Genomic DNA, 22,026 nt, shown 5'->3' with positions numbered 1-22,026 from the left:
CCCTGAAGGCGGGCCTGACAGCGTCCGGTGCGTGCGATCGCAAGGCGCCCAAGAGTCCTCGATAGGGGTCTCCCCTGCTCCAGCGAAGCCGAGCGCTTGGGGGAGTGCGCGCCGGACGCCGCCAGGCAGGCGGAATGCGACGACCGACCTTAGGGGGCGTCCGGCTGCCCCAGCGCCTTCCGCATCGCCCGGTGCGGAATCCCCGCGTCGGGAAACTCCGGCCCGTACACCGCATAGCCGAGGCGCTCGTAGAACCCCAGCGCATGTGTCTGCGCGTGCAGGTCCACGGCGACGAGCCCACGCTCCGCCGCCGCGTCCTCGATGGCCCGCACGAGGGCCGCGCCCACGCCGAGCCCGCGCGCGGCCTTCGCCACCGCGAGCCGGCCGAGCGCGCCGACCCCGGCGTCACCGCCGTTCTTCGCCACTGCGGCAGCGCCGGTCAGCAGCCGCCCCGTGCCGAGCGGCTCACCGTCGGCGCGCAGCGCCAGCACGTGCACCGTGCCGGAACCGGCGTCGTGCTCGTCGTACTCGAGCTCCTGAGGAACCCGCTGCTCGACGACGAAGACCTCCTGGCGCACGGCGAAGCACGCCTTGCGGTCGGCCTCACCGTCGGCGACCCGCACCACGTATGAGGAAGAGGGCTGCGGCACGGTCACGAGCTCTCCGCCCGGACGCGGTCCAGGGCCGTCTGCAGGTCCTCGGGGTACTCGCTGGAGAACTCGACCCACTCGCCGTCGGCCGGGTGCTCGAAGCCGAGCCGCACGGCGTGCAGCCACTGGCGGGTGAGGCCGAGCCGCTTGGCGAGCGTCGGGTCGGCGCCGTACGTCAGGTCGCCGACGCAGGGGTGCCGGTGGGCCGACATGTGCACACGGATCTGGTGCGTGCGCCCCGTCTCCAGCTTGATGTCGAGGAGGCTGGCGGCGCGGAACGCCTCGATGAGGTCGTAGTGCGTGACGGAGGGCTTGCCCTCGGCCGTCACGGCCCACTTGTAGTCGTGGTTCGGGTGGCGCCCGATGGGGGCGTCGATCGTGCCGCTCATCGGGTCCGGGTGGCCCTGGACCAGCGAGTGGTAGCGCTTGTCGACGACGCGCTCCTTGAACTGGCGCTTCAGCGTCGTGTACGCGCGCTCCGACTTGGCGACGACCATGAGGCCGGAGGTGCCGACGTCGAGCCGGTGGACGATGCCCTGGCGCTCGGCGGCGCCGGACGTGGAGATCCGGTACCCGGCGGCTGCGAGACCGCCGATCACGGTCGTCCCGGTCCAGCCGGGGCTGGGGTGCGCGGCGACGCCGACCGGCTTCATGATCACGACAATGTCGTCGTCGTCATGGACGATCTCCATGCCCTCGACGGGCTCGGCGACGATCTGCACCGGGGCGGGCGCCTGCGGCATCTCCACCTCGAGCCAGGCACCGCCGTGCACCCGCTCGGACTTCCCGACCACCGAGCCGTCGACCGCGACCTTCCCCGCCGCGGCGAGCTCGGCGGCCTTGGTGCGGGAGAAGCCGAACATGCGGGAGATGGCGGCGTCTACGCGCTCGCCCTCCAGGCCGTCGGGCACGGGCAGGGTTCGGATCTCGGGAATCGTGCTCACCCATTGAGTATGCAGGAGCCCGCCGACGCTCCGGACCGCGCGAGGGGAAAGCCCCTGGTCGCTCAGTCCTTGTGGACGGTCCCGTCCGGGTCGAGGCCCCGGAACGACAGGAGCACGATCAGGATGCCGCCGCACACGATCGCCGAGTCGGCGAGGTTGAACACGGCGAAGTCCTTCGGCGCGATGAAGTCGACCACGGCCCCTTCGAAGACACCGGGCGAACGGAAGATCCGGTCGGTGAGATTGCCGAGCGCCCCGCCGAGGAGCAGCCCGAGCGCGATCGCCCAGGGCAGGCTGTAGAGCTTGCGGGCGAGCCGGGCGATCACGACGATCACGGCCGCGGCGATCACGGTGAAGATGATCGTGAAGGCCTCGCCGATGCCGAACGCGGCGCCCGCGTTCCTGATCGCCTCGAGCCGCAGCCAGTCACCGAGGAGCTCGATCGGCTCGTGGTGCTCCAGCTTCGCGACCACGATCATCTTGCTGACCAGGTCGAGGGCGTACGCGAGGGCGGCCACCGCGAACAGCACGGCGATCTTCCGCTTGCCCTTGGGCCGCTCCTGGGCCTCCCCGCCGTTGTCCGGCCCGTCTGCCCCCGCATCCGGGGTGTCCGGAGTACCGATGACGCGCTCCGCCTCTGCCACGTGAGTCCCTCAACCTAGGTACCTGACTGAGGACGAGAGTACGGCACACACGTACGCCCTCAGCAGCCCAGGAGCGACTCCATGACGGAGCGCGCCGCCGGGTCAGGAACGGCGCTCCTGCTTCTGCTTGCACTCGACGCACAGGGTCGCCCGCGGGAAGGCCTGCATCCGCGCCTTGCCGATCGGGTTCCCGCAGTTCTCGCAGATCCCGTACGTGCCCGCGTCGAGCCGCTCCAGGGCGCGCTCGGTCTGCTGGAGCATCTCCCTGGCGTTCGCGGCCAGCGACAGCTCGTGCTCCCGCGTGATGTTCTTCGTGCCGGTGTCCGCCTCGTCGTCGCCGGCGCCGTCCCCGGAGTCCCTCATGAGCCCGACGAGGGCCTTCTCCGACGACTCGATCTCGCTGTTCAGGCGCAGCGCCTCGCTCTGGAGCTCCGCCCGCGCCTCCGCGACCTCGGCCGGGGTCCAGGGGTCCTCGCCCGGCCGTACCGCGAGCTCGCCCGGCTCCACGGCCGCGACCCGCGCATTCGGCACCGCGCGGGGCTTCTTCGCCGTGGCCGTGCCGGGGGTCTTCTTCGCAACCACAGTCGTGGCTCCCGTCGTCTCCGCGGCCGACGCCGCGCCATCGGCCGCGGACGCGACCGCCTTCTTCTCCGCGCTCTTGTGGCCAGTGGCCTTCTTGACCGCGCTCTTCCTGGCGCCCGTTCTCCCGGCCGCGCCCTCCTCGGCGACGACGCTTTCCGCTTCCTCGGAGGCCTGCGCGGTCTTCGCGCTCTGCGTGGTCTTCGTGGATTTCGCGGCCTTTGCCGACCGAGCGGTCTTGTTGGCGGTCTTGGTGGGACCGGCAGTCGTGGTCACGGTCTCGGCCGCCGCCTTCGCGGCCTTCGCCGTCTTCTTGGCCGCGGCGCTCTTCGTACCCGCGCTCTTCTTGGCCGCCGTCTTCGTCGCGATGCTCTTCTTCCCGGCGGCCGGCTTCTTCACGGCCGGGGCCGCGTCGGCCGCCGCCTTCGCAGGCACCGCCTCCTCGACCGCGACCTTCGCGCCGGCGGATGCCTCAGGCACCCCCACCGGTCTCTTTTTCGCCACCATGGCCGCGGCCCCTTCACATTTTGTGATCTTGCTCGCGAATCGTGCTGGGACGATAAATCGACTTCTGACCCGCGGCAACGGGGCACACCGCCCGATGCGCCCGCCCCGCACGTCCCGCGCGGCAGACTTGCAAGCGTTGTGCCCAGCTCCCCGCCGGGTAATCCGCCGAGGCGCCCGGCCCCGCGATCCGTCGGGTCCCGTGTCGCCATTCGGGTCAGCCCGCGAGGCCGTGACCAGCCCGGCAAGAGCCCTGACGAGCCCCTACGACAACACCTCAGAGGAATAAACTGAGGCATAAATAGAGAAGGTGCATCATCATGCGCAAAGTAGTCGACTGCCGTGACGTGCCGAGCGAGACGAACTGCACCCTCGCCATCACGGGTGAGGAGGACGAGGTGGTCCGCGCCGCGGCCGAGCACTCCGTGTCCGTTCACGGTCACACCGACACCCCCGAGCTGCGGAACATGATCCGCAGCAACCTCAAGGACGAGATCCCCCAGCACGCCTGACACCGGCCGCCCCGGGTCCCTGCCGGCGCCCGCCCCAAAACCGGTCGGCCGCGTGCGCCCACGCCCCGTACACTGGGCGGAGCGAGAAGCGTGGATGGGGCCGAGTAGCGGCGTACGCAGCCAAGAGCGACCCGGGGACGGTGGAAGCCCGGGGGCGAGCGCGACGCGAAGATCACCCCGGAGCCGCCGGAAGAAAGCCCCGCTCGCGGGGCGAGTAGAGCCGGCATCGCGACCCCAATGAGGGGGCTCACCGGAGCAGTCAGCGCCCCGGAGGGCCAAGGAGGGTGGTACCGCGGGAGCACGCCGCACACGGCGTACGTCACAGACGAAGCTCTCGTCCCTCCGACGGAGACGGAAGAAACAGTGTCCGCCGGAGGAAGATCGATGACGTACCGCCAGGTGCCCGCCCAGGTCGACCTGCCCGCCCTCGAGCACGCCGTGCTCGACTTCTGGCGCGAGCAGAAGATCTTTGCCAAGAGCTTGGAGCAGTCCGAGGGACGCCCCGAGTGGGTGTTCTACGAGGGCCCGCCCACGGCCAACGGCATGCCGGGCGCCCACCACATCGAGGCCCGCGTCTTCAAGGACGTCTTCCCGCGCTTTCGCACCATGCGCGGTTATCACGTGGCCCGCAAGGCCGGCTGGGACTGCCACGGCCTGCCCGTGGAGCTGGCGGTCGAGCAGGAGCTCGGCTTCAACGGCAAGAAGGACATCGAGGCGTTCGGCATCGCCGAGTTCAACGCCATGTGCCGCGAGTCCGTGACCCGGCACACCGACGCCTTCACCGACCTGACGACCCGCATGGGTTACTGGGTCGACCTCGACGACGCGTACCGCACGATGGACCCCGCGTACATCGAGTCCGTGTGGTGGTCGCTCAAGGAGATCTTCAACAAGGGCCTGCTGACCCAGGACCACCGCGTCGCCCCCTGGTGCCCCCGCTGCGGCACCGGGCTCTCGGACCACGAGCTGGCACAGGGCTACGAGACGGTCGTCGACCCCTCCGTCTACGTCCGTTTCCCGCTCACCTCCGGTCCGCTGGCCGGCGAGGCCTCGCTCCTCGTCTGGACGACGACCCCCTGGACGCTCGTCTCGAACACGGCGGTCGCCGCGCACCCCGACGTCACCTACGTCGTCGCGACGGACGGCAACGAGAAGGTCGTCGTCGCCGAGCCCCTCGTCGAGAAGTCGCTCGGCGAGGGCTGGGAGAAGACCGGCGAGTCCTTCACCGGCGCCGAGATGGAGCGCTGGAAGTACCAACGCCCGTTCGAGCTCGTGGAGTTCCCGGCCGAGGCCCACTACGTGGTCAACGCCGACTACGTCACGACCGAGGACGGCACCGGTCTCGTCCACCAGTCCCCCGCGTTCGGTGAGGACGACCTCAAGGTCTGCAAGTCGTACGGCCTGCCGGTGGTGAACCCGGTCCGTCCCGACGGCACCTTCGAGGAGGACGTCCCGCTCGTGGGCGGTGTCTTCTTCAAGAAGGCGGACGAAAAGCTCACCGAGGACCTCAAGGACCGCGGCCTGCTCTTCCTGCACGTCCCGTACGAGCACAGCTACCCGCACTGCTGGCGCTGCCACACGGCGCTGCTCTACTACGCGCAGCCGTCCTGGTACATCCGCACCACGGAGATCAAGGACCGTCTTCTCCAGGAGAACGAGAAGACCAACTGGTTCCCGGAGAACGTGAAGCACGGCCGCTTCGGCGACTGGCTGAACAACAACATCGACTGGGCGCTGTCCCGCAGCCGCTACTGGGGCACCCCCCTCCCGCTGTGGCGCTGCGAGGACGACCACCTCACCTGCGTCGGCTCGCTGGCCGAGCTCGGCGAGCTGACCGGCACCGACCTGGCGGACCTCGACCCGCACCGCCCCTTCATCGACGAGGTCACCTTCGCGTGCCCCCAGTGCGAGAAGACGGCCACGCGCGTGCCCGAGGTCATCGACGCCTGGTACGACTCGGGTTCGATGCCGTTCGCGCAGTGGGGCTACCCGTACAAGAACAAGGAACTCTTCGAGAGCCGGTACCCGGCGCAGTTCATCTCGGAGGCCATCGACCAGACCCGCGGGTGGTTCTACACCCTCATGGCGGTCGGCACGCTCGTCTTCGACAAGTCGTCCTACGAGAACGTCGTGTGCCTCGGCCACATCCTCGCCGAGGACGGCCGCAAGATGTCGAAGCACCTGGGGAACACCCTCCAGCCGATCCCGCTGATGGACCAGCACGGCGCTGACGCCGTGCGCTGGTTCATGGCCGCCGGCGGCTCCCCCTGGGCCGCGCGCCGCGTCGGCCACGGCACGATCCAGGAAGTGGTCCGCAAGACCCTCCTGACGTACTGGAACACGGTCGCCTTCCAGGCCCTGTACGCCCGCACGTCGGACTGGTCCCCCAGCGAGGCCGACCCGGCCCCCGCCGACCGCACCCTGCTCGACCGCTGGCTGCTCTCCGAACTGCACGCGCTCACCGACCAGGTGACGCAGGCCCTGGAGGCGTACGACACCCAGCGCGCCGGCAAGCTGCTCTCCTCGTTCGTCGACGACCTGTCGAACTGGTACGTGCGCCGCTCGCGCCGCCGCTTCTGGCAGGGCGACAAGGGGGCCCTGCGCACCCTGCACGAGGTCATCGAGACGGTCACGCGTCTGATGGCGCCGCTGACGCCGTTCATCACGGAGCGGGTCTGGCAGGACCTGGTGGTCCCGGTCACGCCGGACGCCCCCGAGTCGGTCCACCTGTCCACCTGGCCGGAGGCGGACCTCTCCGCCATCGACCCGGACCTGTCGCGGCAGATGGTCCTCGTCCGCCGCCTCGTCGAGCTGGGCCGCGCCACGCGCGCGGAGTCGGGCGTCAAGACCCGTCAGCCGCTGTCCCGCGCGCTGGTCGCGGCCGCGGGCTTCGAGACGCTCAACCCGGAGCTGCACGCCCAGATCACCGAGGAACTCAACGTCTCCTCGCTGGCGTCGCTCTCCGAGGTCGGCGGCTCCCTGGTCGACACGACCGCCAAGGCGAACTTCCGCGCCCTGGGCAAGCGGTTCGGCAAGGGCGTCCAGGCGGTCGCGAAGGCGGTCGCAGAAGCGGACGCCGCCGCGCTCTCGCTCGGCCTGCGCGAAGGCACGGCGTCGGTCGAGGTCGACGGCGAGACGATCACGCTGGCCCCCGACGAGGTCATCATCACGGAGACCCCGCGCGAGGGCTGGTCCGTCGCCTCGGACTCCGGCGCGACGGTGGCGCTCGACCTGGAGATCACGGAGGAGCTGCGTCAGGCGGGCCTGGCCCGTGACGCGATCCGCCTGATCCAGGAGGCCCGTAAGAACAGCGGCCTGGACGTCGCGGACCGGATCGCCCTGCGGTGGACGTCCACGGAGCCCGCGGTCGTCTCGGCCCTGTCCGAGCACGCCACGCTGATCGCGGACGAGGTGCTCGCCACGGACTTCGCCCAGGGCGAGGCCGACGACACCTACGGCGAGACGTTCACGGACGAGCCGCTCGCCCTCACGTTCCGCCTGCGCAAGGCGTAACCCACGACCGAAGGCCCGGTCCCGCCAAAGAGTTTGGCGGGACCGGGCCTTCGGCGTTTCGTACTCACGCACAGATGAACGTTTCTGCACCGCACCCGAGGCAGCATCCGCGCCTGGCCACAGCGGTGTCCGCACGTGACTCACAGCGGTGCCCGCACCTGGCCCACGGCGGTATCTGTCTCTGGCCCACAGCGACTTCCGCACCCTGACCACGGCAAAGGGCCGGGCCCCCGGAAATCCGGGGGCCCGGCCCTTGAACGCTGCCGACGCCTAAGGCGTGGTCACGCCCGTCAGTTGTCGTCCTCGTCGATGAGGAAACCGCGCATCGGCGACGGAGCCTGCTGCATCGGCGCGGGACCCTGCGGCCGCACCGGCGCCATCGGCTGGGTCATCGCCGGCGACATCTGCTGCTGGCCACCGTAGGACGGACCGGCCGGAGGCTGGTTGCCGCCCATGGTCTGGTTCCCGCCGTAGGACGGGGCACCCGCACCGGCCGACGCCATGGAAGGCGCGGGCGACGGCGGCAGCGACGCGGTTGCCGGCGTCCGCGGGGGAGCCAGCGAGTCGTCGGCCTGGGTCTCCAGCTGACGCAGCTGCGACTCGAGGTAGGACTTCAGACGCGTGCGGTACTCGCGCTCGAAGCCACGCAGGTCCTCGACCTTGCGCTCCAGCGTGGCGCGGGCGGACTCCAGGGAGCCCATCGCGACGCGGTGCTTCTCCTGCGCGTCCCGCTCCAGGGCGTCGGCCTTGGCACGGGCGTCACGCTCGAGACCCTCGGCGCGGCTGCGGGCCTCGCCGACGATCTTGTTGGCCTCGGAACGGGCCTCCGCGATCGCCTGGTCGGCGGTCTGCTGCGCAAGGGAGAGGACACGGGCGGCGCTGTCGCCACCGGGGCCCTGACCGGGCTGCGGCATCTGCGGACCGTGACCGCCCATGGGACCGCCCATCGGGCCGCCCATCTGCTGCTGCAGCTGGCCCTGGCCCATCTGGCCCTGACCGAGCTGGTTCTGGCCGGGGTGACCCTGACCGGGGTGACCCTGGCCCATCGGACCCTGGCCCATCGGACCCTGGCCCATCGGGCCGGGACCCTGCTGACCGGGACCCTGCGGTCCGTGTCCACCGGGGCCTGCGGGCAGCTGCGGCGCACCGCTGGGCAGCTGGGGCGGGCCGCCCATGGGGCCACCCATCTGCTGCTGCGGCTGCACCGGCTGCGGACCCGATATTGCGGCGGGCACCGGCGCACCGGGACCGCGCTGGTCCTGCGGTTCCGGAGGCTTGCGCATGCCGCCCTGCTGCTGGTTCTGCGCAGCGGCGCGGGTGGCTGCGGCGAGCTTCGCGCGCAGGTCCTCGTTCTCTCGGAGAAGGCGAGTCAGTTCGCCTTCGACCTCGTCGAGGAAGGCATCGACCTCGTCCTCGTCATAGCCTTCTCGGAGGCGGACGGTCGTGAACTGCTTGTTCCGCACGTCCTCGGGGGTCAACGGCATCTCTTCACCTCAACGTAGTCGTCGGCATTCGGCAAGACCGTATCGTTCACAGCCGGCTCACGACGGAGATCAGGATGTAGACGATGATCATCAGTACGAAGAAGGACAGGTCGAGCGCCACGCCCCCGAGACGCAGCGGCGGAATGAACCGCCGCAGAAGCTTGAGCGGTGGATCAGTGACAGTGTAGGTGGCCTCAAGAACGACCACCATCGCCTTGCCGGGTTGCCACGAGCGGGCAAACTGGAAGACGTAGTCCATGACCAGCCGGAAGATCAGCACGATGAGGAAACACATCAGCGCGATGTAGACAACATCCAAAACCACGCTCATGTCCGCGGTTCCCTCTCCCCTGTGTCTCGTGCCTCGTTGCCAGTACTGCACCGGCACTTCACCGGTGCTGCGTCTCAGCTCTGATTGAAGAACCCGCCCTCTGCGATGCGGGCCTTGTCCTCTGCCGTGACATCGACGTTAGCAGGCGACAACAGGAACACCTTCTGCGTCACCCGCTCAATGCTGCCGTGCAGACCGAAGACAAGACCGGCGGCAAAGTCGACAAGTCGCTTCGCGTCGGTGTCGTCCATCTCCGTCAGATTCATGATCACGGGAGTGCCCTCACGGAAGTGTTCCCCGATGGTACGGGCCTCGTTGTACGTCCGGGGGTGCAGCGTCGTGATGCGGTAGGGCTCCCGCTCGGACACAACCTTGGGCATGATCACCGGTGCGTTCTTCTCCAGGCTCTGGCGTTCAGGTGTGATGGATGCCACGGGGGCGATTCGCGCCGGACGTCCGGATTCCGCGGGCAGCGGGACCGGTTCGCGCTGGGCGGGGGGCGGCACCACTCGTACCGATTCGTCCCGTTGGGACTGGTGTGGCTGATGAGTGTTGTGCGACTGATGCGAGGGTTCGTGCCGCCTGCGGTCCCGCTCAGGTTCGGGGTCCAGCTCGGGCTCGAAGTCGTCGTCGGGGTCGAAGCCCCGGCCGTCGTACCCATCGTCCTCCACGAGGCCGAGGTAGACCGCCATCTTGCGCATCGCGCCGGCCATTGCTCTGAGTCCTCCGCTCTGTGGTGGATCGGCTGACGTCAACCGAAGTGCCTGCGATCCACGCGATCTCCCCGCCCATCAGCGAGAATGACCATATTTTCTGCTGTGGTCCGACTTCTTGGCGACGTTACCCGAGCCTGGGTCGGACTCCGAGTACCGCCGTACCGACGCGCACATGTGTCGCTCCGGCCGCCACGGCCTGTTCGAGGTCCGCACTCATCCCTGCTGACACCATGTTCGCAGCCGGATGAGCCCGGCGCAGGTCAGTCGACAAATCCATCAGCCGCTCGAACGCGGCCTGTTGGCGGTCCGCGTACGGGCCGGTGAGCGGTGCGACCGTCATCAGACCGTCGAGGCGCAAACCGGGAGCGTCCGCCACAAGTGCCGCCAACTCCCCGATTCCGCCCGGCCCCACGCCACCACGCTCGCCCCGCCCGTTCTCCCCGGCGTCGAGCGCGACCTGGATCAGGCAGCCGAGTTCACGCTCCGCGCGCACGGCCGCCGTCGACAGCGACGTGACGAGCTTCGGGCGGTCGACCGACTGCACGACGTCGGCATAACCGACCACGGAGCGAACCTTGTTGGTCTGCAGCTGACCGACGAAGTGCCACCGGAGCGGCAGGTCCGCGCATTCCGCCGCCTTGGGCGCCGCGTCCTGGTCGCGGTTCTCGGCGACATCGCGCACACCGAGTTCCGACAAGATCCGCACATCGCTCGCGGGGTACGTCTTGGTGACCACGATCAGGGTCACTTCCTCGCGCTTACGGCCTGCGGCGACGCACGCCGAAGCGATGCGTTCCTCCACCTGTGCCAGATTTGCTGCGAGTTGAGCCTTACGGTCCGTCATGTCCCATCAGTCCAGCCAGACATAGCCTGCGAGCCGACCGGTGGTGCGGTCGCGGCGGTACGAGAAGTGGTCGTGCGACTCCAGGGTGCACACCGGCGACAGCTGCCGGTCACGCACCCCGAGCCGCTCCAGCTGGGCATGCACTCCGGCGGTCACATCGACGGCAGGAGTTCCCCAGCTGGTTTCGGCGAACGCCGCGGGTTCCACGGCGGCCACCTCGGCGCGCATCCCGTCCGGGACTTCGTAGCACTTCCCGCAGACGGCGGGGCCGGTGCGGGCCACGATGCGGGCGGGTTCGGCGCCGAGTTCCACCATTGCCGCTACCGCCGCGGGGACGACTCCGGCGACCATGCCGGGGCGTCCGGCGTGGGCGGCGGCGGCGATTCCCGCGACGGGGTCGGCGAGCAGGACCGGGGTGCAGTCCGCGGTGAGCACGGCGAGAGCGAGTCCGCGCCGTGCGGTGACGATCGCGTCGACGGACGGGATGTCGGCCGCCGTACCCCAGGGTCCGTCGACCACCGCGACGTCCGGGCCGTGCACCTGGTTCATCCAGACCACGTGCGCCGGGTCGAAGCCGAGCGACTGTGCCGCCCTCTTGCGGTTGGCGTGGACGGCGGCCGGGTCGTCGCCGACCGCGCCGCCGAGGTTGAGCTCCTCGTACGGAGCGGCGCTCACCCCGCCCCACCGATCGGTGAAGGCGAAGTGGGCGCCGCTCGCGTGGTCGCGCTGTCCTATCACTTCAGGAGGTCACTTCTGCAGGTCACTTGTGCCGGTCACTTCAGGAAGTCCGGCACGTCCAGCTCTTCGGCCTGGCTGTCCTGGTAGGGACGGGCCGGCGGAACCTGCGGCGAGACGACCGGGGCGGACGGCATCTCGTTCGCCGGGGCGGCCTCGACGGGCTCCGGAGCCTTCGGTTCGTCGCGCGGGGTGACGCTGCCGAGGCTGCCGAAGGACGGGCGGGCCTCGGTGGCTCGCGGCGCCGGCTCCTCGCGCTTGGCGGACGCGCCGCCGATCACGTTGTCCCGCTTGGACGGCGGCTGTCCGCCGTCGAAGCCGGCCGCGATGACCGTGACCCGCACCTCGTCGCCCAGGGCGTCGTCGATGACGGCACCGAAGATGATGTTGGCCTCGGGGTGTGCGGCCTCACTGACCAGCTGCGCCGCCTCGTTGATCTCGAAGAGACCGAGGTCGGAGCCGCCGGAGATGGAGAGCAGCACGCCGCGGGCGCCGTCGATGGACGCTTCGAGGAGCGGCGAGGAGATCGCCATCTCCGCGGCGGCCACCGCGCGGTCGTCGCCGCGGGCGGAGCCGATGCCCATGAGTGCCGAACCGGCCTCGGACATGACCGACTTGACGTCGGCGAAGTCGAGGTTGATCAGGCCGGGCGTGGTGATCAGGTCGGTGATGCCCTGGACACCGGACAGCAGGACCTGGTCGGCCGACTTGAAGGCGTCGAGGACGGAGACCTGCCGGTCCGAGATGGACAGGAGCCGGTCGTTGGGGATGACGATGAGGGTGTCGACCTCTTCGCGGAGCTCGGCGATGCCGTCCTCCGCCTGGTTCGCCCGGCGCCGGCCCTCGAAGGTGAACGGCCGGGTGACCACACCGATCGTCAGGGCGCCCAGCGAGCGGGCGATGTTGGCGACGACAGGTGCGCCGCCAGTGCCGGTGCCACCGCCTTCGCCGGCGGTGACGAAGACCATGTCGGCCCCCTTGAGGACCTCCTCGATCTCCTCGCGGTGATCCTCGGCCGCCTTGCGTCCGACGGCCGGATTGGCTCCGGCGCCGAGTCCGCGGGTGAGTTCACGGCCGACGTCGAGCTTGACGTCCGCGTCGCTCATCAACAGAGCTTGCGCGTCGGTGTTGATGGCGATGAACTCGACGCCCTTGAGACCGACCTCGATCATCCGGTTGATGGCATTGACACCACCGCCGCCGACACCGATGACTTTGATGACTGCGAGGTAGTTCTGCGGTGCTGCCACGTCGAAGGCCTCTCGCCTCGAGTTACGTGTCGCCGCCTCGCATTGGTACGTTGCGACGACTGATGCCGAAATGGGGCGGCCCGGACTGCTTGTCTGCCGACCCGAACCCTAACGCTGAAGTTTAGGGTTACCAGTGTGTCTGTTCCCTGGACTCTTCCGAACAGGACACTAAGTCGACAAGTGGCGCACGTTCAACGAACACGCCGAACCTCCCGTTTTTCTTTTCACCCTATGTGATCAGCCGTAGCAGTGCCCAACCAGGGTGCTGGCCTGCGCTGATGTGCGTCAACTACCCGATGACGCAGGGGCGGTGGGGACACTTACGTCGAAGTGCCGCGCCTTCGGGGCCGCTTTCATGAGGGCGGTGAGCGTGGTCGCCTTGGTGTCGCCCTTCTCACCACTTCCCCATGCGACGGTGCGGCCGCCGCTCAGCTCCAGGGACACATCGTCGTACGAACGGACCCTGACCGCACGGGTGTCACGGGCCACGGCCGGGGGCAGATCACCCGCGACGCGGACCGCCTCACGCACCAGACGGTCCGGCCCGAAGCGCCGAAGGCTTGCCGCGGCACCTGACTGATCCGGCGTCAATTCCAGTCGGGGAACGCCCCGGGGGGCCTTCTGCACGGTCGCGAAACGGACACCCTTGGCGTCAATTTCGACGAACTTGCCCGCGTTGGTGCCCCCTTCGCGATTTTCGCCCTTACTGGCGTTTTTACCGTTTTCGGCAATCAGAACCGGCTTGCGCTCGGTCACCTTCAATCCGATTCCGTGCGGCCAGGAACGCGTGACCTCAACCGAGTCGATCCGGGGCAATTTCCGGCGAAGACGGTCCTCAATGACGCCCGTATCGACGGAAATCAGCGGGGCGCCGACCGGAACGGCCGCGGCCGCGCGCACTTGAGCGGGCGTCAGGACTCCGGTCCCCGAGGTCGTCACGCGCTCCACCCTCAGCCACTGAGAGCCGTACAGGAGCCAGACGGTGCCGGCGCCGAGCAGGAGGAGCGCGACCCCCGTCACGATCAGGAGGCGCGGGCGCCGCAGGCGCAGGCGGCCCCGAGGGGGCCGGGGCGGGCCGGACTTCGGCTTGTGCCGCTCGCCGCGGTCTGCGGTCGTCGGTCCGGCCACGCGCACTCCCGTTCCTGGCTCGGTTCACCTCCGGGGCGCCTCGACCGGTGGCGAGAGCCCGGCGCGCCCCTTCGGCTCACTCGCCGGTGTGTTATTGGCGGTGGCGCGAGGCGATCGCCTCGCGCACCATGCCGACGAGCAGCTCGTCGGCGTCCCGGCGGCCGAACTCGGAGGCGGCGCGGGACATCTCGTACAGCCGGTGCGGGTCGCCGAGCACGGGCAGGACGTTGCCCATGATCCACTCGGGCGTCAGTTCCGCGTCGTCGACCAGCAGTCCGCCGCCGGCCTTGACCACCGGCTGGGCGTTGAGCCGCTGTTCGCCGTTGCCGATGGGCAGCGGGACGTAGGCGGCGGGGAGCCCGACGGCGGAGAGTTCGGCGACGGTCATCGCGCCCGCGCGGCAGAGCATCATGTCGGCCGCGGCGTACGCGAGGTCCATCCGGTCCACGTACGGTACCGGGATGTACGGGGGCATCCCCGGCATCTGCTGGACGTGTGGCAGTTCGTTCTTCGGACCGACGACGTGCAGGATCTGGATGCCGGACTGCTGGAGCAGCGGAGCGACCCGCTGGACGACCTCGTTGAGGCGGCGGGCGCCCTGGGAGCCGCCGGAGACGAGAAGCGTCGGCAGGTTCGGGTCGAGGCCGAAGGCGGCGCGCGCCTCGGGCCGTACGCGCGCCCGGTCGAGCGTGGCGATCGTGCGGCGCAGCGGGATGCCGATGTAGCGGGCGCCGCGCAGCTTGCTGTCGGGCGTCGAGACCGCGACGCCCGCGGCGTAGCGGGAACCGATCTTGTTGGCGAGGCCGGGGCGTGCGTTGGCCTCGTGCACGACGATCGGCACACCGAGGCGCTTGGCCGCGAGGTAGCCGGGCAGGGCGACGTAGCCGCCGAAGCCGACGACGCAGTCCGCCTTGGTGCGCTCCAGGATCTGCTCGGCCGCCTTGATCGTGCCGCGCAGCCGGCCCGGGACGGTGATCAGTTCAGGGGTTGGCTTGCGCGGCAGCGGTACGGCGGGGATCAGCGCGAGTTCGTATCCGCGCTCGGGTACGAGCCGCGTCTCGAGCCCCTTCTCCGTACCGAGGGCCGTGATGCCCACGGTCGGGTCCTGCCTGCGCAGGGCGTCCGCGAGGGCGAGCGCGGGCTCGATGTGGCCGGCGGTCCCCCCGCCGGCGAGTACGACATGCACCGAAATTCACCGCTCTCCGGACGTACGCGCCGTGGCGCGCCGTCGCATCGTGTTCCATCTCATCCGAGGCTGCCGCATGGCCAGGGCCGCCCGCGCCGCGGGTTCCTGCCGCGCGAACGCGATCAGAAGTCCTACGGCGAACATGGTCGGCAGCAACGCTGACCCCCCGTACGAGAACAGCGGGAGCGGGACACCGGCGATCGGCAGGAGACCGAGCACCGCACCGAGGTTGACCACGGCCTGAGCCGTGATCCAGGTGGTCACGCCACCCGCGGCGTACCTCACGAAGGGGTCCTCCGTGCGTCCGGCCACGCGGATACCCGCATAGCCTAGAGCCGCGTACAGGGCGAGCACCGACAGCGTCCCCGCAAGGCCCAGTTCCTCACCGGTGATGGCGAAGATGAAGTCGGTGTGCGCTTCGGGGAGTTGGCCCCATTTTTCCACACTCGCACCGAGCCCGGATCCGAAGAATCCGCCCGAAGCGAGGGCGTAGATGCCGTGCAGCCCCTGCCAGCAGATGTCGTCGGGGCCCGCGTCCGTGGAGCCGAGGCAGGACAGGCGTGCCATGCGGTTCGGGCTGGTCCTGATGAGGAAGACGCCGATGGCGGCCGCGACGGAGAGCACACCGACGAACAGACGGGTGGGCGCCCCGGCCAGCCAGAGCAGTCCGAAGAGGATGGCGGTGAGCAGGATCGCCGTGCCCATGTCGCCGCCGAGCATGATCAGCCCGAGCAGCAGGAAGGCCACGGGAACGAGCGGCACCAGCATGTGTTTCCACTGGCTGAGCAGCCGCTTGTCGTGCTTGCGCGCCATGAGGTCCGCGCCCCACAGGACGAGGGCCAGCTTCCCGAACTCGCTGGGCTGGAGCATGAAGGGGCCGCCCAGCGAGATCCAGTTCTGGTTGCCCCCGATGGAGACTCCTATCCCCGGCACCTGCACGAGGACCATCAGGAAGACGCTGACGGTGAGCAGCGGGTAGGCCAGCGCGCGGTGCAGCTTCACCGGCATCCGCATGGCGGCGAACAGCAGTGCCCCGCCGATCACCGCCGCGAGGAACTGCTTGCGGAAGTAGTACGAGCTGGGCAGCCCGTTCTGCAGGGCCGTGATCATCGAGGCCGAGTAGACCATCACCAGGCCGAGCACGGTGATCAGGAGGCTGGAGCCGAGGATCAGGTAGTACGCGGTGAGAGGGCGGTCCCAGGCGCGGCGGGCCCGGGTGTAGAGGCGCCTTACGGGGCTGACGCGGGCCTGCCTGGCCGGTTTCTTCGGGGGTCGCGCCGCCGGGGACCGCCGGGCCGCCCGCGCACTGCTGCCGGGCATCAGCTCACCCCACCGCTGTACGACGATGACGCTGCCACGATCCCCTCCCGAGGGTGCCCGGCGTCACCGGGCACCCGAAGGCCCCGTCAGACGCTCGTGGAGCCGAGTTCGCGGACCGCTTCCGCGAACGCGTCGCCACGCTTGTTGTAGTTGGTGAACATGTCCATCGACGCACAGGCCGGGGCCATCAGCACGGTGTCCCCCGGCCGGGCGAGCCGCGCGGCCTCCCGGACCGCCTGCGACATCGCCCCAGTGTCGGTCCGGTCGAGGTCGACCACCGGGACGTGAGGGGCGTGTCGCGCGAGGGCTTCCCGGATCAGCGCGCGGTCCTGGCCGAACAGGACGACCCCGCGCAGCCGCTCGGCCGACCTGGTGACGAGCTCGTCGAAGGTCGCGCCCTTGGCGAGCCCGCCCGCGATCCACACGATCGACTCGTACGCGGCCAAAGAGGCTTCCGCGGCATGGGTGTTGGTCGCCTTGGAGTCGTCGATATAGGCGACTGAGTCGACGTCGGCGACGTGCGCGATGCGGTGCGCGTCCGGCGTGAAGGCGCGCAGTCCGTCGCGTACGGCGGCGGGCTCCACCCCGAAGGCGCGTGCGAGGGCGGCCGCCGCGAGGGCGTTCGCGATGTTGTGCGGGGCGGGCGGGTCCACGTCCGCGACCTCGGCGAGCTCCTGGGCGTTCTTGTGCCGGTTGTCGACAAAGGCCCGGTCGACCAGGATGCCGTCCACGACGCCGAGTTGGGAGGGGCCTGGCGTGCCGAGGGTGAAGCCGATCGCGCGACAGCCCTCCTCGACGTCGGCCTCTCGGACCAGGTCCTCGGTCGACGGCTTGTCGGTGGCATCGACGTTGTAGACGCAGGCGACCTGATTGCCCTCGTAGATACGACCCTTGTCGGCGGCGTACGCCTCCATGGAGCCGTGCCAGTCGAGGTGGTCGGGCGCGAGGTTGAGGACCGCCCCGGAGTGGGCGCGCAGCGAGGGCGCCCAGTGCAGCTGGTACGAGGAGAGCTCGACGGCGAACACGTCGTACGCGTCGTCGCCTTCGAGTACGACGTCGATGATCGGCGTGCCGATGTTGCCGACGGCGGCCGTGCGCAGGCCCGCCGCTTCCAGGATCGACGCGAGCATCTGCGTCGTGGTGGTCTTGCCGTTGGTGCCCGTGATGGCGAGCCAGGGAGCGGCGCCGGGGCCGCGCAGGCGCCAGGCGATCTCCACGTCCCCGACGACGTCCACGCCGGCCTGCGCCGCCGCCGCGAAGAGCGGGGACGAGGGCTTCCAGCCCGGTGACGTGACGACGAGTTCGGTGCCTTCGGGGAGCGTCTCGGCGTCCCCGAGCCGGGCCGCGACGCCGAGCTGCGCGAGCTCGGCCGCCTTGGCGCGGTGCGCCTCGCTGTCGCCGCCGTCCACGACCGTGACCGACGCGCCGAGGCCGGCCAGGGCGCGGGCGGCGCTGATGCCGCTCACGCCGAGACCGGCGACGGTGACTCGCTTGTTCTGCCAGTCGGACCCAGTGGTCACTTGTCGGCTGCCCATCCCGCGTAGAAGAGGCCGAGTCCGACGATCACGCACATGCCCTGGATGATCCAGAAGCGGACCACCACAAGGACTTCGGACCAGCCCTTGAGTTCGAAGTGGTGTTGCAGTGGCGCCATGCGGAAGACGCGCTTGCCGGTGAGCCGGAAGGAGCCGACCTGGATGACCACGGACATGGTGATCAGGACGAACAGGCCGCCGAGCAGGGCGAGCAGGAACTCCGTGCGGGAGCAGATGGCCAGACCCGCGAGGGCGCCGCCGAGCGCGAGGGAGCCGGTGTCACCCATGAAGATCTTCGCGGGCGAGGTGTTCCACCACAGGAAGCCGAAGCAGGCGCCCATCAGGGCGGATGCGACGACCGCCAGGTCCAGTGGGTCTCTGACCTCGAAACAGGCGGCGGGGTTGGTGAGGGTCTGCGCGTTGGCGCAGGACTCCTGGAACTGCCAGACACCGATGAAGGTGTACGCGCCGAAGACCATCACGGAGGCGCCGGTGGCGAGGCCGTCGAGGCCGTCCGTGAGGTTCACGCCGTTCGACATCGCGAGGATCATGAACAGCGCCCAGACCACGAACAGGACCGGGCCGATCGTCCAGCCGAAGTCCTGCACGAAGGAGAGCTTCGTGGAGGCCGGGGTGTTGCCGCGGTTGTCGGCGAACTGGAGCGAGAGCACCGCGAAGGCGATGCCGACGGTCAGCTGTCCGGCCATCTTCGCCTTGGCCCGCAGGCCGAGCGAGCGGCGCTTGACGATCTTGATGTAGTCGTCGAGGAAGCCGACCAGGCCCATGCCGCCCATCAGACCGAGCACCAGCAGGCCCGACAGGGTCGGCGCGGCGCCGGTGATGATCTTGCTCATGAAGTACGCGATGAACGTCGCCAGGATGAAGGCGATACCACCCATCGTCGGCGTACCGCGCTTGGCATGGTGCTCGCGCGGGCCGTCGTCACGGATGTACTGGCCATAGCCCTTGCGCGCAAGGAGCTTGATCAGCAGGGGCGTCCCGATCAGGGTCAGGAAGAGCCCGATCACACCCGCGAAGAGGATCTGCTTCATCATCGGGCAGCAACCTCGCCCACGTTGTCGCCGTCGACGGCGAGCAGCGCCTGCGCGACGCTCTCCAGGCCCACCGACCTCGAGGCCTTCACGAGCACGACGTCACCCGGGCGCAGCTCGCTGCGCAATAGGTCGACAGCCGCCTGTGCGTCGGACACGTGCACCGACTCCTCACCCCACGAACCCTCGTTATAGGCGCCCAGTTGCAGCCAGGACGCTTCCCTGCCCCCGACTGCCACGAGCTTGCTGACGTTGAGCCGGACGGCAAGCCGTCCGACCGCGTCGTGCTCGGCCAGCGCCTCGTCCCCGAGCTCGGCCATATGACCGAGCACCGCCCATGTACGGCGCCCTCTGCCCATCGCTGCGAGCGCTCGCAGAGCGGCTCGCATGGACTCGGGGTTCGCGTTGTAGGCGTCGTTGACGACCGTCACGCCGTCCGGGCGCTCGGTGACCTCCATACGCCAGCGGGACAGTGTGCCCGCCTCGGAGAGCGCGAGGGCGATCTCCTCCACGGACATGCCAAGGTCATGGGCGACGGCGGCCGCGGCGAGCGCGTTCGACACGTGGTGCTCACCGTACAGGCGCAAGGTCACGTCGCTGCACCCGGAGGGTGTGCGAAGGCTGAAGGAAGGCTGTCCGTTCTCCGTGAGCCGGACATTCTCGGCGCGTACGTCGGCGTCGGCACCCTCTCCGAAGAGCAGCACCTTCGCCTTCGTGCGGGAGGCCATCGCGCGGACCAGCGGGTCGTCGGCGTTGAGGATCGCAGTGCCGTCGGCCGGCAGGCTCTCGACGAGCTCGCCCTTGGCCTCGGCGATCTGCTCGCGGCCGCCGAACTCGCCGATGTGCGCGGTGCCGACGTTGAGGACGACGCCGACCCTCGGCGGGGTCAGACCGGTGAGGTACCGGATGTGGCCCTTGCCGCGCGCGCCCATCTCCAGGACGAGGTAGCGGGTGTCGTCGGTGGCGCTCAGCGCCGTCAGCGGCAGGCCGATCTCGTTGTTGAACGAGCCCGGCGTGAAGACCGTGGGCGCCTTGCGGCGCAGGACCTGGGCGATCAGGTCCTTGGTGCTGGTCTTGCCGGCGGAACCGGTGAGCGCGACGAGGGTGGCGCCGAGCCGTTCGACGACGGTGCGCGCCAGCGCGCCGAGGGCGGCCTGCACGTCGTCGACAACGATGGCGGGCACCCCGACCGGGCGCGAGGCGAGCACGGCGGCCGCTCCGGCGTCCACCACGGCGGCCGCGTAGTCGTGGCCGTCGACGCGCTCGCCGACGAAGGCGACGAAGAGGCTGCCGGGCTCCACTTCACGGGAGTCCCTGACGACCGGTCCGGTGACCTGGACGGACGGATCCGGTATGTCGTACGTCTGCCCGCCGACGACTGTGGCGATCTCGGCGAGGGAGAGGGCGATCACAACTTCATCCCTGGGTTTGCTGGATAGCTTCGCGAAGCACCAGGCGGTCGTCGAAGGGACGCACCACCCCGGCGATGTCCTGGCCCTGCTCGTGGCCCTTGCCCGCGATCAGGACGGTGTCGCCCGGCTGTGCGCGGGCGACCACGGCGGCGATGGCCGCCGCCCTGTCCTCGAAGACCTGGACCTCGCCGCGCTCGTGGGCCGGCACCTCGGCGGCGCCGGCGAGCATCGTGGCGAGGATCGCGAGGGGGTCCTCGGAGCGGGGGTTGTCCGATGTCAGTACGGCGGTGTCGGCGAGCCGGGCGGCGGCGGCGCCCATCGGCATCCGCTTGGTGATGTCACGGTCGCCGCCACAGCCGAGCACGATGTGCAGCCTGTTCTCGGTGACCTTGCGCAGCGCGCGCAGCACGGACTCGACGGCGTCGGTCTTGTGCGCGTAGTCGACGACCGCGAGGTAGGGCTGGCCGGCGTCGACGCGCTCCAGGCGGCCGGGGACGCCCGGCACGGCGGCGACGCCGTCCGCGGCCTGCTGCGGGTCGATGCCCGCGGCGGCGAGCGCGACGATCGCGGCGAGCGCGTTGGCCACGTTGAACGGCCCGGCGAGCGGGGACTTGGCGGTGATCCGCTCGCCCTTGGGGCCGACGGCCACGAAGGCGGAGTCGAACGGGCCGACCTCGACGTCCTCGGCGCGCCAGTCGGCGTCCGGGTGGCCCTCGGCGGAGAAGGTCACGACGGGCACTTCGGACTCGCCGACCAGGCGGCGGCCGTACTCGTCGTCGAAGTTCACGACGCCCTGTTTGCTGCGTGCACGCGTGAACAGCTGCGCCTTGGCCCGGAAGTAGTCCTCCATGTCGGAGTGGAACTCCATGTGTTCCGGGCTGAGGTTGTTGAAGACCGCCACGTCGAAGACGCATCCGTCGACCCGGCCGAGCACGAGGGCGTGGCTGGAGACCTCCATGGCGACCGCGTCCACGCCGCGCTCGCGCATCACCGCGAACAGCGCCTGGAGATCGGTGGCTTCGGGGGTGGTGCGCTCCGACTTGATGCGCTCGTCGCCGATGCGCATCTCGACGGTGCCGATGAGTCCGGTGCTGCGCATCGTGCGCAGGCCGCCCTCGATGAGGTAGGCCGTCGTGGTCTTGCCGGAGGTGCCGGTGATCCCGATCTGGAGCAGATCGCGGCCGGGGTGGCCGTAGATCGTGGCCGCCAGCTCGCCCATCCGGCCGCGCGGGTTCTCCACGACGAGGGCCGGCAGACCGGCCGCCTCGACGCGTTCGGCGCCGGACGGGTCGGTGAGGGCGGCGACGGCGCCGAGGCTCGCGGCCTGGGCGGCGAAGTCGGCTCCGTGGAAGCGGGCGCCGGGCAGGGCCGCGTAGATGTCGCCGGGGCGCACGGCGCGCGAGTCGTGCGTGATGCCGGTGCTCCCCGTCGACGCCGTGGGCTCTTCGGGCGCGGGGACACCCAGCTGATCTGCGAGATCGGCAAGTCGCGTCGCGGTGACCTGCACCGGTCGCGGCGGTCCCGGATATGTCACGGGAGCGCCCTTCTGGGTGGTTTGGGACTGATCAGCTTGTGGCACGGCGGTGAGCGTACCGGGCGCACCGCCCATGGAGCGAAGCGAGGGGCGTGGCGCGGGCTGGTTCCCGGGGTCCGGGGTGATCGTTGTCACGGGCTGTACCTGGTCACT

19 protein-coding genes are annotated in these 22,026 nt (G+C 69.9%); 2 read left to right on the top strand and 17 right to left on the bottom strand.

Annotation, left to right across the window (positions count from 1 at the left end; all coding sequences use genetic code 11):
- Positions 1 to 149: 149 nt before the first annotated feature.
- The 4 genes from OG574_RS33085 to OG574_RS33070 all read right to left on the bottom strand — a co-directional run bounded on the left by OG574_RS33085 (position 150) and on the right by OG574_RS33070 (position 3,297).
- Positions 150 to 656, bottom strand: coding sequence for a GNAT family N-acetyltransferase (locus OG574_RS33085; RefSeq protein WP_326776181.1), 507 nt, complete (start codon positions 654 to 656; stop codon positions 150 to 152).
- Positions 653 to 1,594: an RluA family pseudouridine synthase gene (locus OG574_RS33080; protein ID WP_100592232.1), complete on the bottom strand. Its 942-nt coding sequence runs from the start codon at positions 1,592 to 1,594 to the stop codon at positions 653 to 655. Before OG574_RS33080 ends, OG574_RS33085 begins: the two co-directional genes overlap by 4 nt.
- Positions 1,595 to 1,656: 62 nt before the next feature.
- On the bottom strand, positions 1,657 to 2,238 hold the full coding sequence (gene lspA, locus OG574_RS33075) for a signal peptidase II (RefSeq protein WP_100592231.1): 582 nt from the start codon (positions 2,236 to 2,238) through the stop codon (positions 1,657 to 1,659).
- Between the two features lie 102 nt (positions 2,239 to 2,340).
- Entirely contained in the window at positions 2,341 to 3,297 is a 957-nt protein-coding gene (locus OG574_RS33070) for a TraR/DksA family transcriptional regulator (protein ID WP_326776180.1), read from the bottom strand.
- 344 nt (positions 3,298 to 3,641) lie between these two features.
- Between OG574_RS33070 and OG574_RS33065 the strand changes: the two genes are divergently transcribed.
- Both OG574_RS33065 and ileS read left to right on the top strand, forming a co-directional pair.
- Positions 3,642 to 3,833: a DUF1059 domain-containing protein gene (locus tag OG574_RS33065; RefSeq protein WP_100592229.1), complete on the top strand. Its 192-nt coding sequence runs from the start codon at positions 3,642 to 3,644 to the stop codon at positions 3,831 to 3,833.
- Between the two features lie 384 nt (positions 3,834 to 4,217).
- Positions 4,218 to 7,346, top strand: coding sequence for an isoleucine--tRNA ligase (gene ileS, locus OG574_RS33060; RefSeq protein ID WP_326776179.1), 3,129 nt, complete (start codon positions 4,218 to 4,220; stop codon positions 7,344 to 7,346).
- Positions 7,347 to 7,636: 290 nt separating this feature from the next.
- On the opposite strand, the gene OG574_RS33055 is transcribed toward ileS, so the two are convergent.
- The 13 genes from OG574_RS33055 to OG574_RS32995 all read right to left on the bottom strand — a co-directional run bounded on the left by OG574_RS33055 (position 7,637) and on the right by OG574_RS32995 (position 22,008).
- Entirely contained in the window at positions 7,637 to 8,830 is a 1,194-nt protein-coding gene (locus OG574_RS33055; protein ID WP_326776178.1) for a DivIVA domain-containing protein, read from the bottom strand.
- Between the two features lie 46 nt (positions 8,831 to 8,876).
- Complete coding sequence (locus OG574_RS33050) at positions 8,877 to 9,161, bottom strand: YggT family protein (protein ID WP_033318070.1); 285 nt, start codon at positions 9,159 to 9,161, stop codon at positions 8,877 to 8,879.
- A 74-nt stretch (positions 9,162 to 9,235) separates the two neighbouring features.
- Positions 9,236 to 9,874 carry a cell division protein SepF gene (locus tag OG574_RS33045; protein ID WP_100592227.1) on the bottom strand — a complete coding sequence of 213 codons (639 nt, stop codon included), beginning with the start codon at positions 9,872 to 9,874 and terminating at the stop codon, positions 9,236 to 9,238.
- Between the two features lie 127 nt (positions 9,875 to 10,001).
- Positions 10,002 to 10,721 carry a YggS family pyridoxal phosphate-dependent enzyme gene (locus OG574_RS33040; RefSeq protein ID WP_326776177.1) on the bottom strand — a complete coding sequence of 240 codons (720 nt, stop codon included), beginning with the start codon at positions 10,719 to 10,721 and terminating at the stop codon, positions 10,002 to 10,004.
- Between the two features lie 6 nt (positions 10,722 to 10,727).
- Positions 10,728 to 11,459, bottom strand: coding sequence for a peptidoglycan editing factor PgeF (pgeF, locus tag OG574_RS33035; protein WP_326776176.1), 732 nt, complete (start codon positions 11,457 to 11,459; stop codon positions 10,728 to 10,730).
- Between the two features lie 35 nt (positions 11,460 to 11,494).
- The gene (gene ftsZ / locus OG574_RS33030) at positions 11,495 to 12,706 is read right to left on the bottom strand and encodes a cell division protein FtsZ (protein ID WP_100592224.1); all 1,212 of its coding nucleotides are present in this window, start codon (positions 12,704 to 12,706) and stop codon (positions 11,495 to 11,497) included.
- Between the two features lie 285 nt (positions 12,707 to 12,991).
- Entirely contained in the window at positions 12,992 to 13,834 is an 843-nt protein-coding gene (locus tag OG574_RS33025; protein ID WP_326776175.1) for a cell division protein FtsQ/DivIB, read from the bottom strand.
- Between the two features lie 91 nt (positions 13,835 to 13,925).
- Positions 13,926 to 15,020, bottom strand: coding sequence for an undecaprenyldiphospho-muramoylpentapeptide beta-N-acetylglucosaminyltransferase (murG, locus tag OG574_RS33020; protein WP_100592223.1), 1,095 nt, complete (start codon positions 15,018 to 15,020; stop codon positions 13,926 to 13,928).
- A gap of 6 nt (positions 15,021 to 15,026) precedes the next feature.
- Complete coding sequence (gene ftsW, locus OG574_RS33015; protein WP_326776174.1) at positions 15,027 to 16,340, bottom strand: putative lipid II flippase FtsW; 1,314 nt, start codon at positions 16,338 to 16,340, stop codon at positions 15,027 to 15,029.
- Between the two features lie 86 nt (positions 16,341 to 16,426).
- Positions 16,427 to 17,875 carry a UDP-N-acetylmuramoyl-L-alanine--D-glutamate ligase gene (murD, locus tag OG574_RS33010; protein WP_326776173.1) on the bottom strand — a complete coding sequence of 483 codons (1,449 nt, stop codon included), beginning with the start codon at positions 17,873 to 17,875 and terminating at the stop codon, positions 16,427 to 16,429.
- Complete coding sequence (mraY, locus tag OG574_RS33005; RefSeq protein WP_100592220.1) at positions 17,857 to 18,930, bottom strand: phospho-N-acetylmuramoyl-pentapeptide-transferase; 1,074 nt, start codon at positions 18,928 to 18,930, stop codon at positions 17,857 to 17,859. Before mraY ends, murD begins: the two co-directional genes overlap by 19 nt.
- The gene (locus OG574_RS33000) at positions 18,927 to 20,339 is read right to left on the bottom strand and encodes a UDP-N-acetylmuramoyl-tripeptide--D-alanyl-D-alanine ligase (RefSeq protein ID WP_326776172.1); all 1,413 of its coding nucleotides are present in this window, start codon (positions 20,337 to 20,339) and stop codon (positions 18,927 to 18,929) included. The genes mraY and OG574_RS33000 overlap by 4 nt, the downstream gene beginning before the upstream one ends.
- A 4-nt stretch (positions 20,340 to 20,343) precedes the next feature.
- Positions 20,344 to 22,008, bottom strand: a complete 1,665-nt coding sequence (locus OG574_RS32995; protein ID WP_326776171.1) for a UDP-N-acetylmuramoyl-L-alanyl-D-glutamate--2,6-diaminopimelate ligase — start codon at positions 22,006 to 22,008, stop codon at positions 20,344 to 20,346.
- Positions 22,009 to 22,026: the final 18 nt, after the last annotated feature.

The sequence above is a fragment of the Streptomyces sp. NBC_01445 genome (assembly GCF_035918235.1).
Classification (GTDB): Bacteria; Actinomycetota; Actinomycetes; order Streptomycetales; family Streptomycetaceae; genus Streptomyces.
Note: the sequence above shows the minus strand (reverse complement) of the source record. Positions and strands in the feature narration are given on the sequence as shown.

Bases quoted from the DNA above. Each gene is read 5' to 3' on its own strand.
- OG574_RS33065 (WP_100592229.1), top strand. From the start codon at position 3,642: ATGCGCAAAGTAGTCGACTGCCGTGACGTGCCGAGCGAGACGAACTGC.
- ileS (WP_326776179.1), top strand. From the start codon at position 4,218: ATGACGTACCGCCAGGTGCCCGCCCAGGTCGACCTGCCCGCCCTCGAG.
- OG574_RS33055 (WP_326776178.1), bottom strand. From the start codon at position 8,830: ATGCCGTTGACCCCCGAGGACGTGCGGAACAAGCAGTTCACGACCGTC.
- OG574_RS33050 (WP_033318070.1), bottom strand. From the start codon at position 9,161: ATGAGCGTGGTTTTGGATGTTGTCTACATCGCGCTGATGTGTTTCCTC.
- OG574_RS33045 (WP_100592227.1), bottom strand. From the start codon at position 9,874: ATGGCCGGCGCGATGCGCAAGATGGCGGTCTACCTCGGCCTCGTGGAG.
- OG574_RS33040 (WP_326776177.1), bottom strand. From the start codon at position 10,721: ATGACGGACCGTAAGGCTCAACTCGCAGCAAATCTGGCACAGGTGGAG.
- ftsW (WP_326776174.1), bottom strand. From the start codon at position 16,340: ATGCCCGGCAGCAGTGCGCGGGCGGCCCGGCGGTCCCCGGCGGCGCGA.
- murD (WP_326776173.1), bottom strand. From the start codon at position 17,875: ATGGGCAGCCGACAAGTGACCACTGGGTCCGACTGGCAGAACAAGCGA.
- mraY (WP_100592220.1), bottom strand. From the start codon at position 18,930: ATGATGAAGCAGATCCTCTTCGCGGGTGTGATCGGGCTCTTCCTGACC.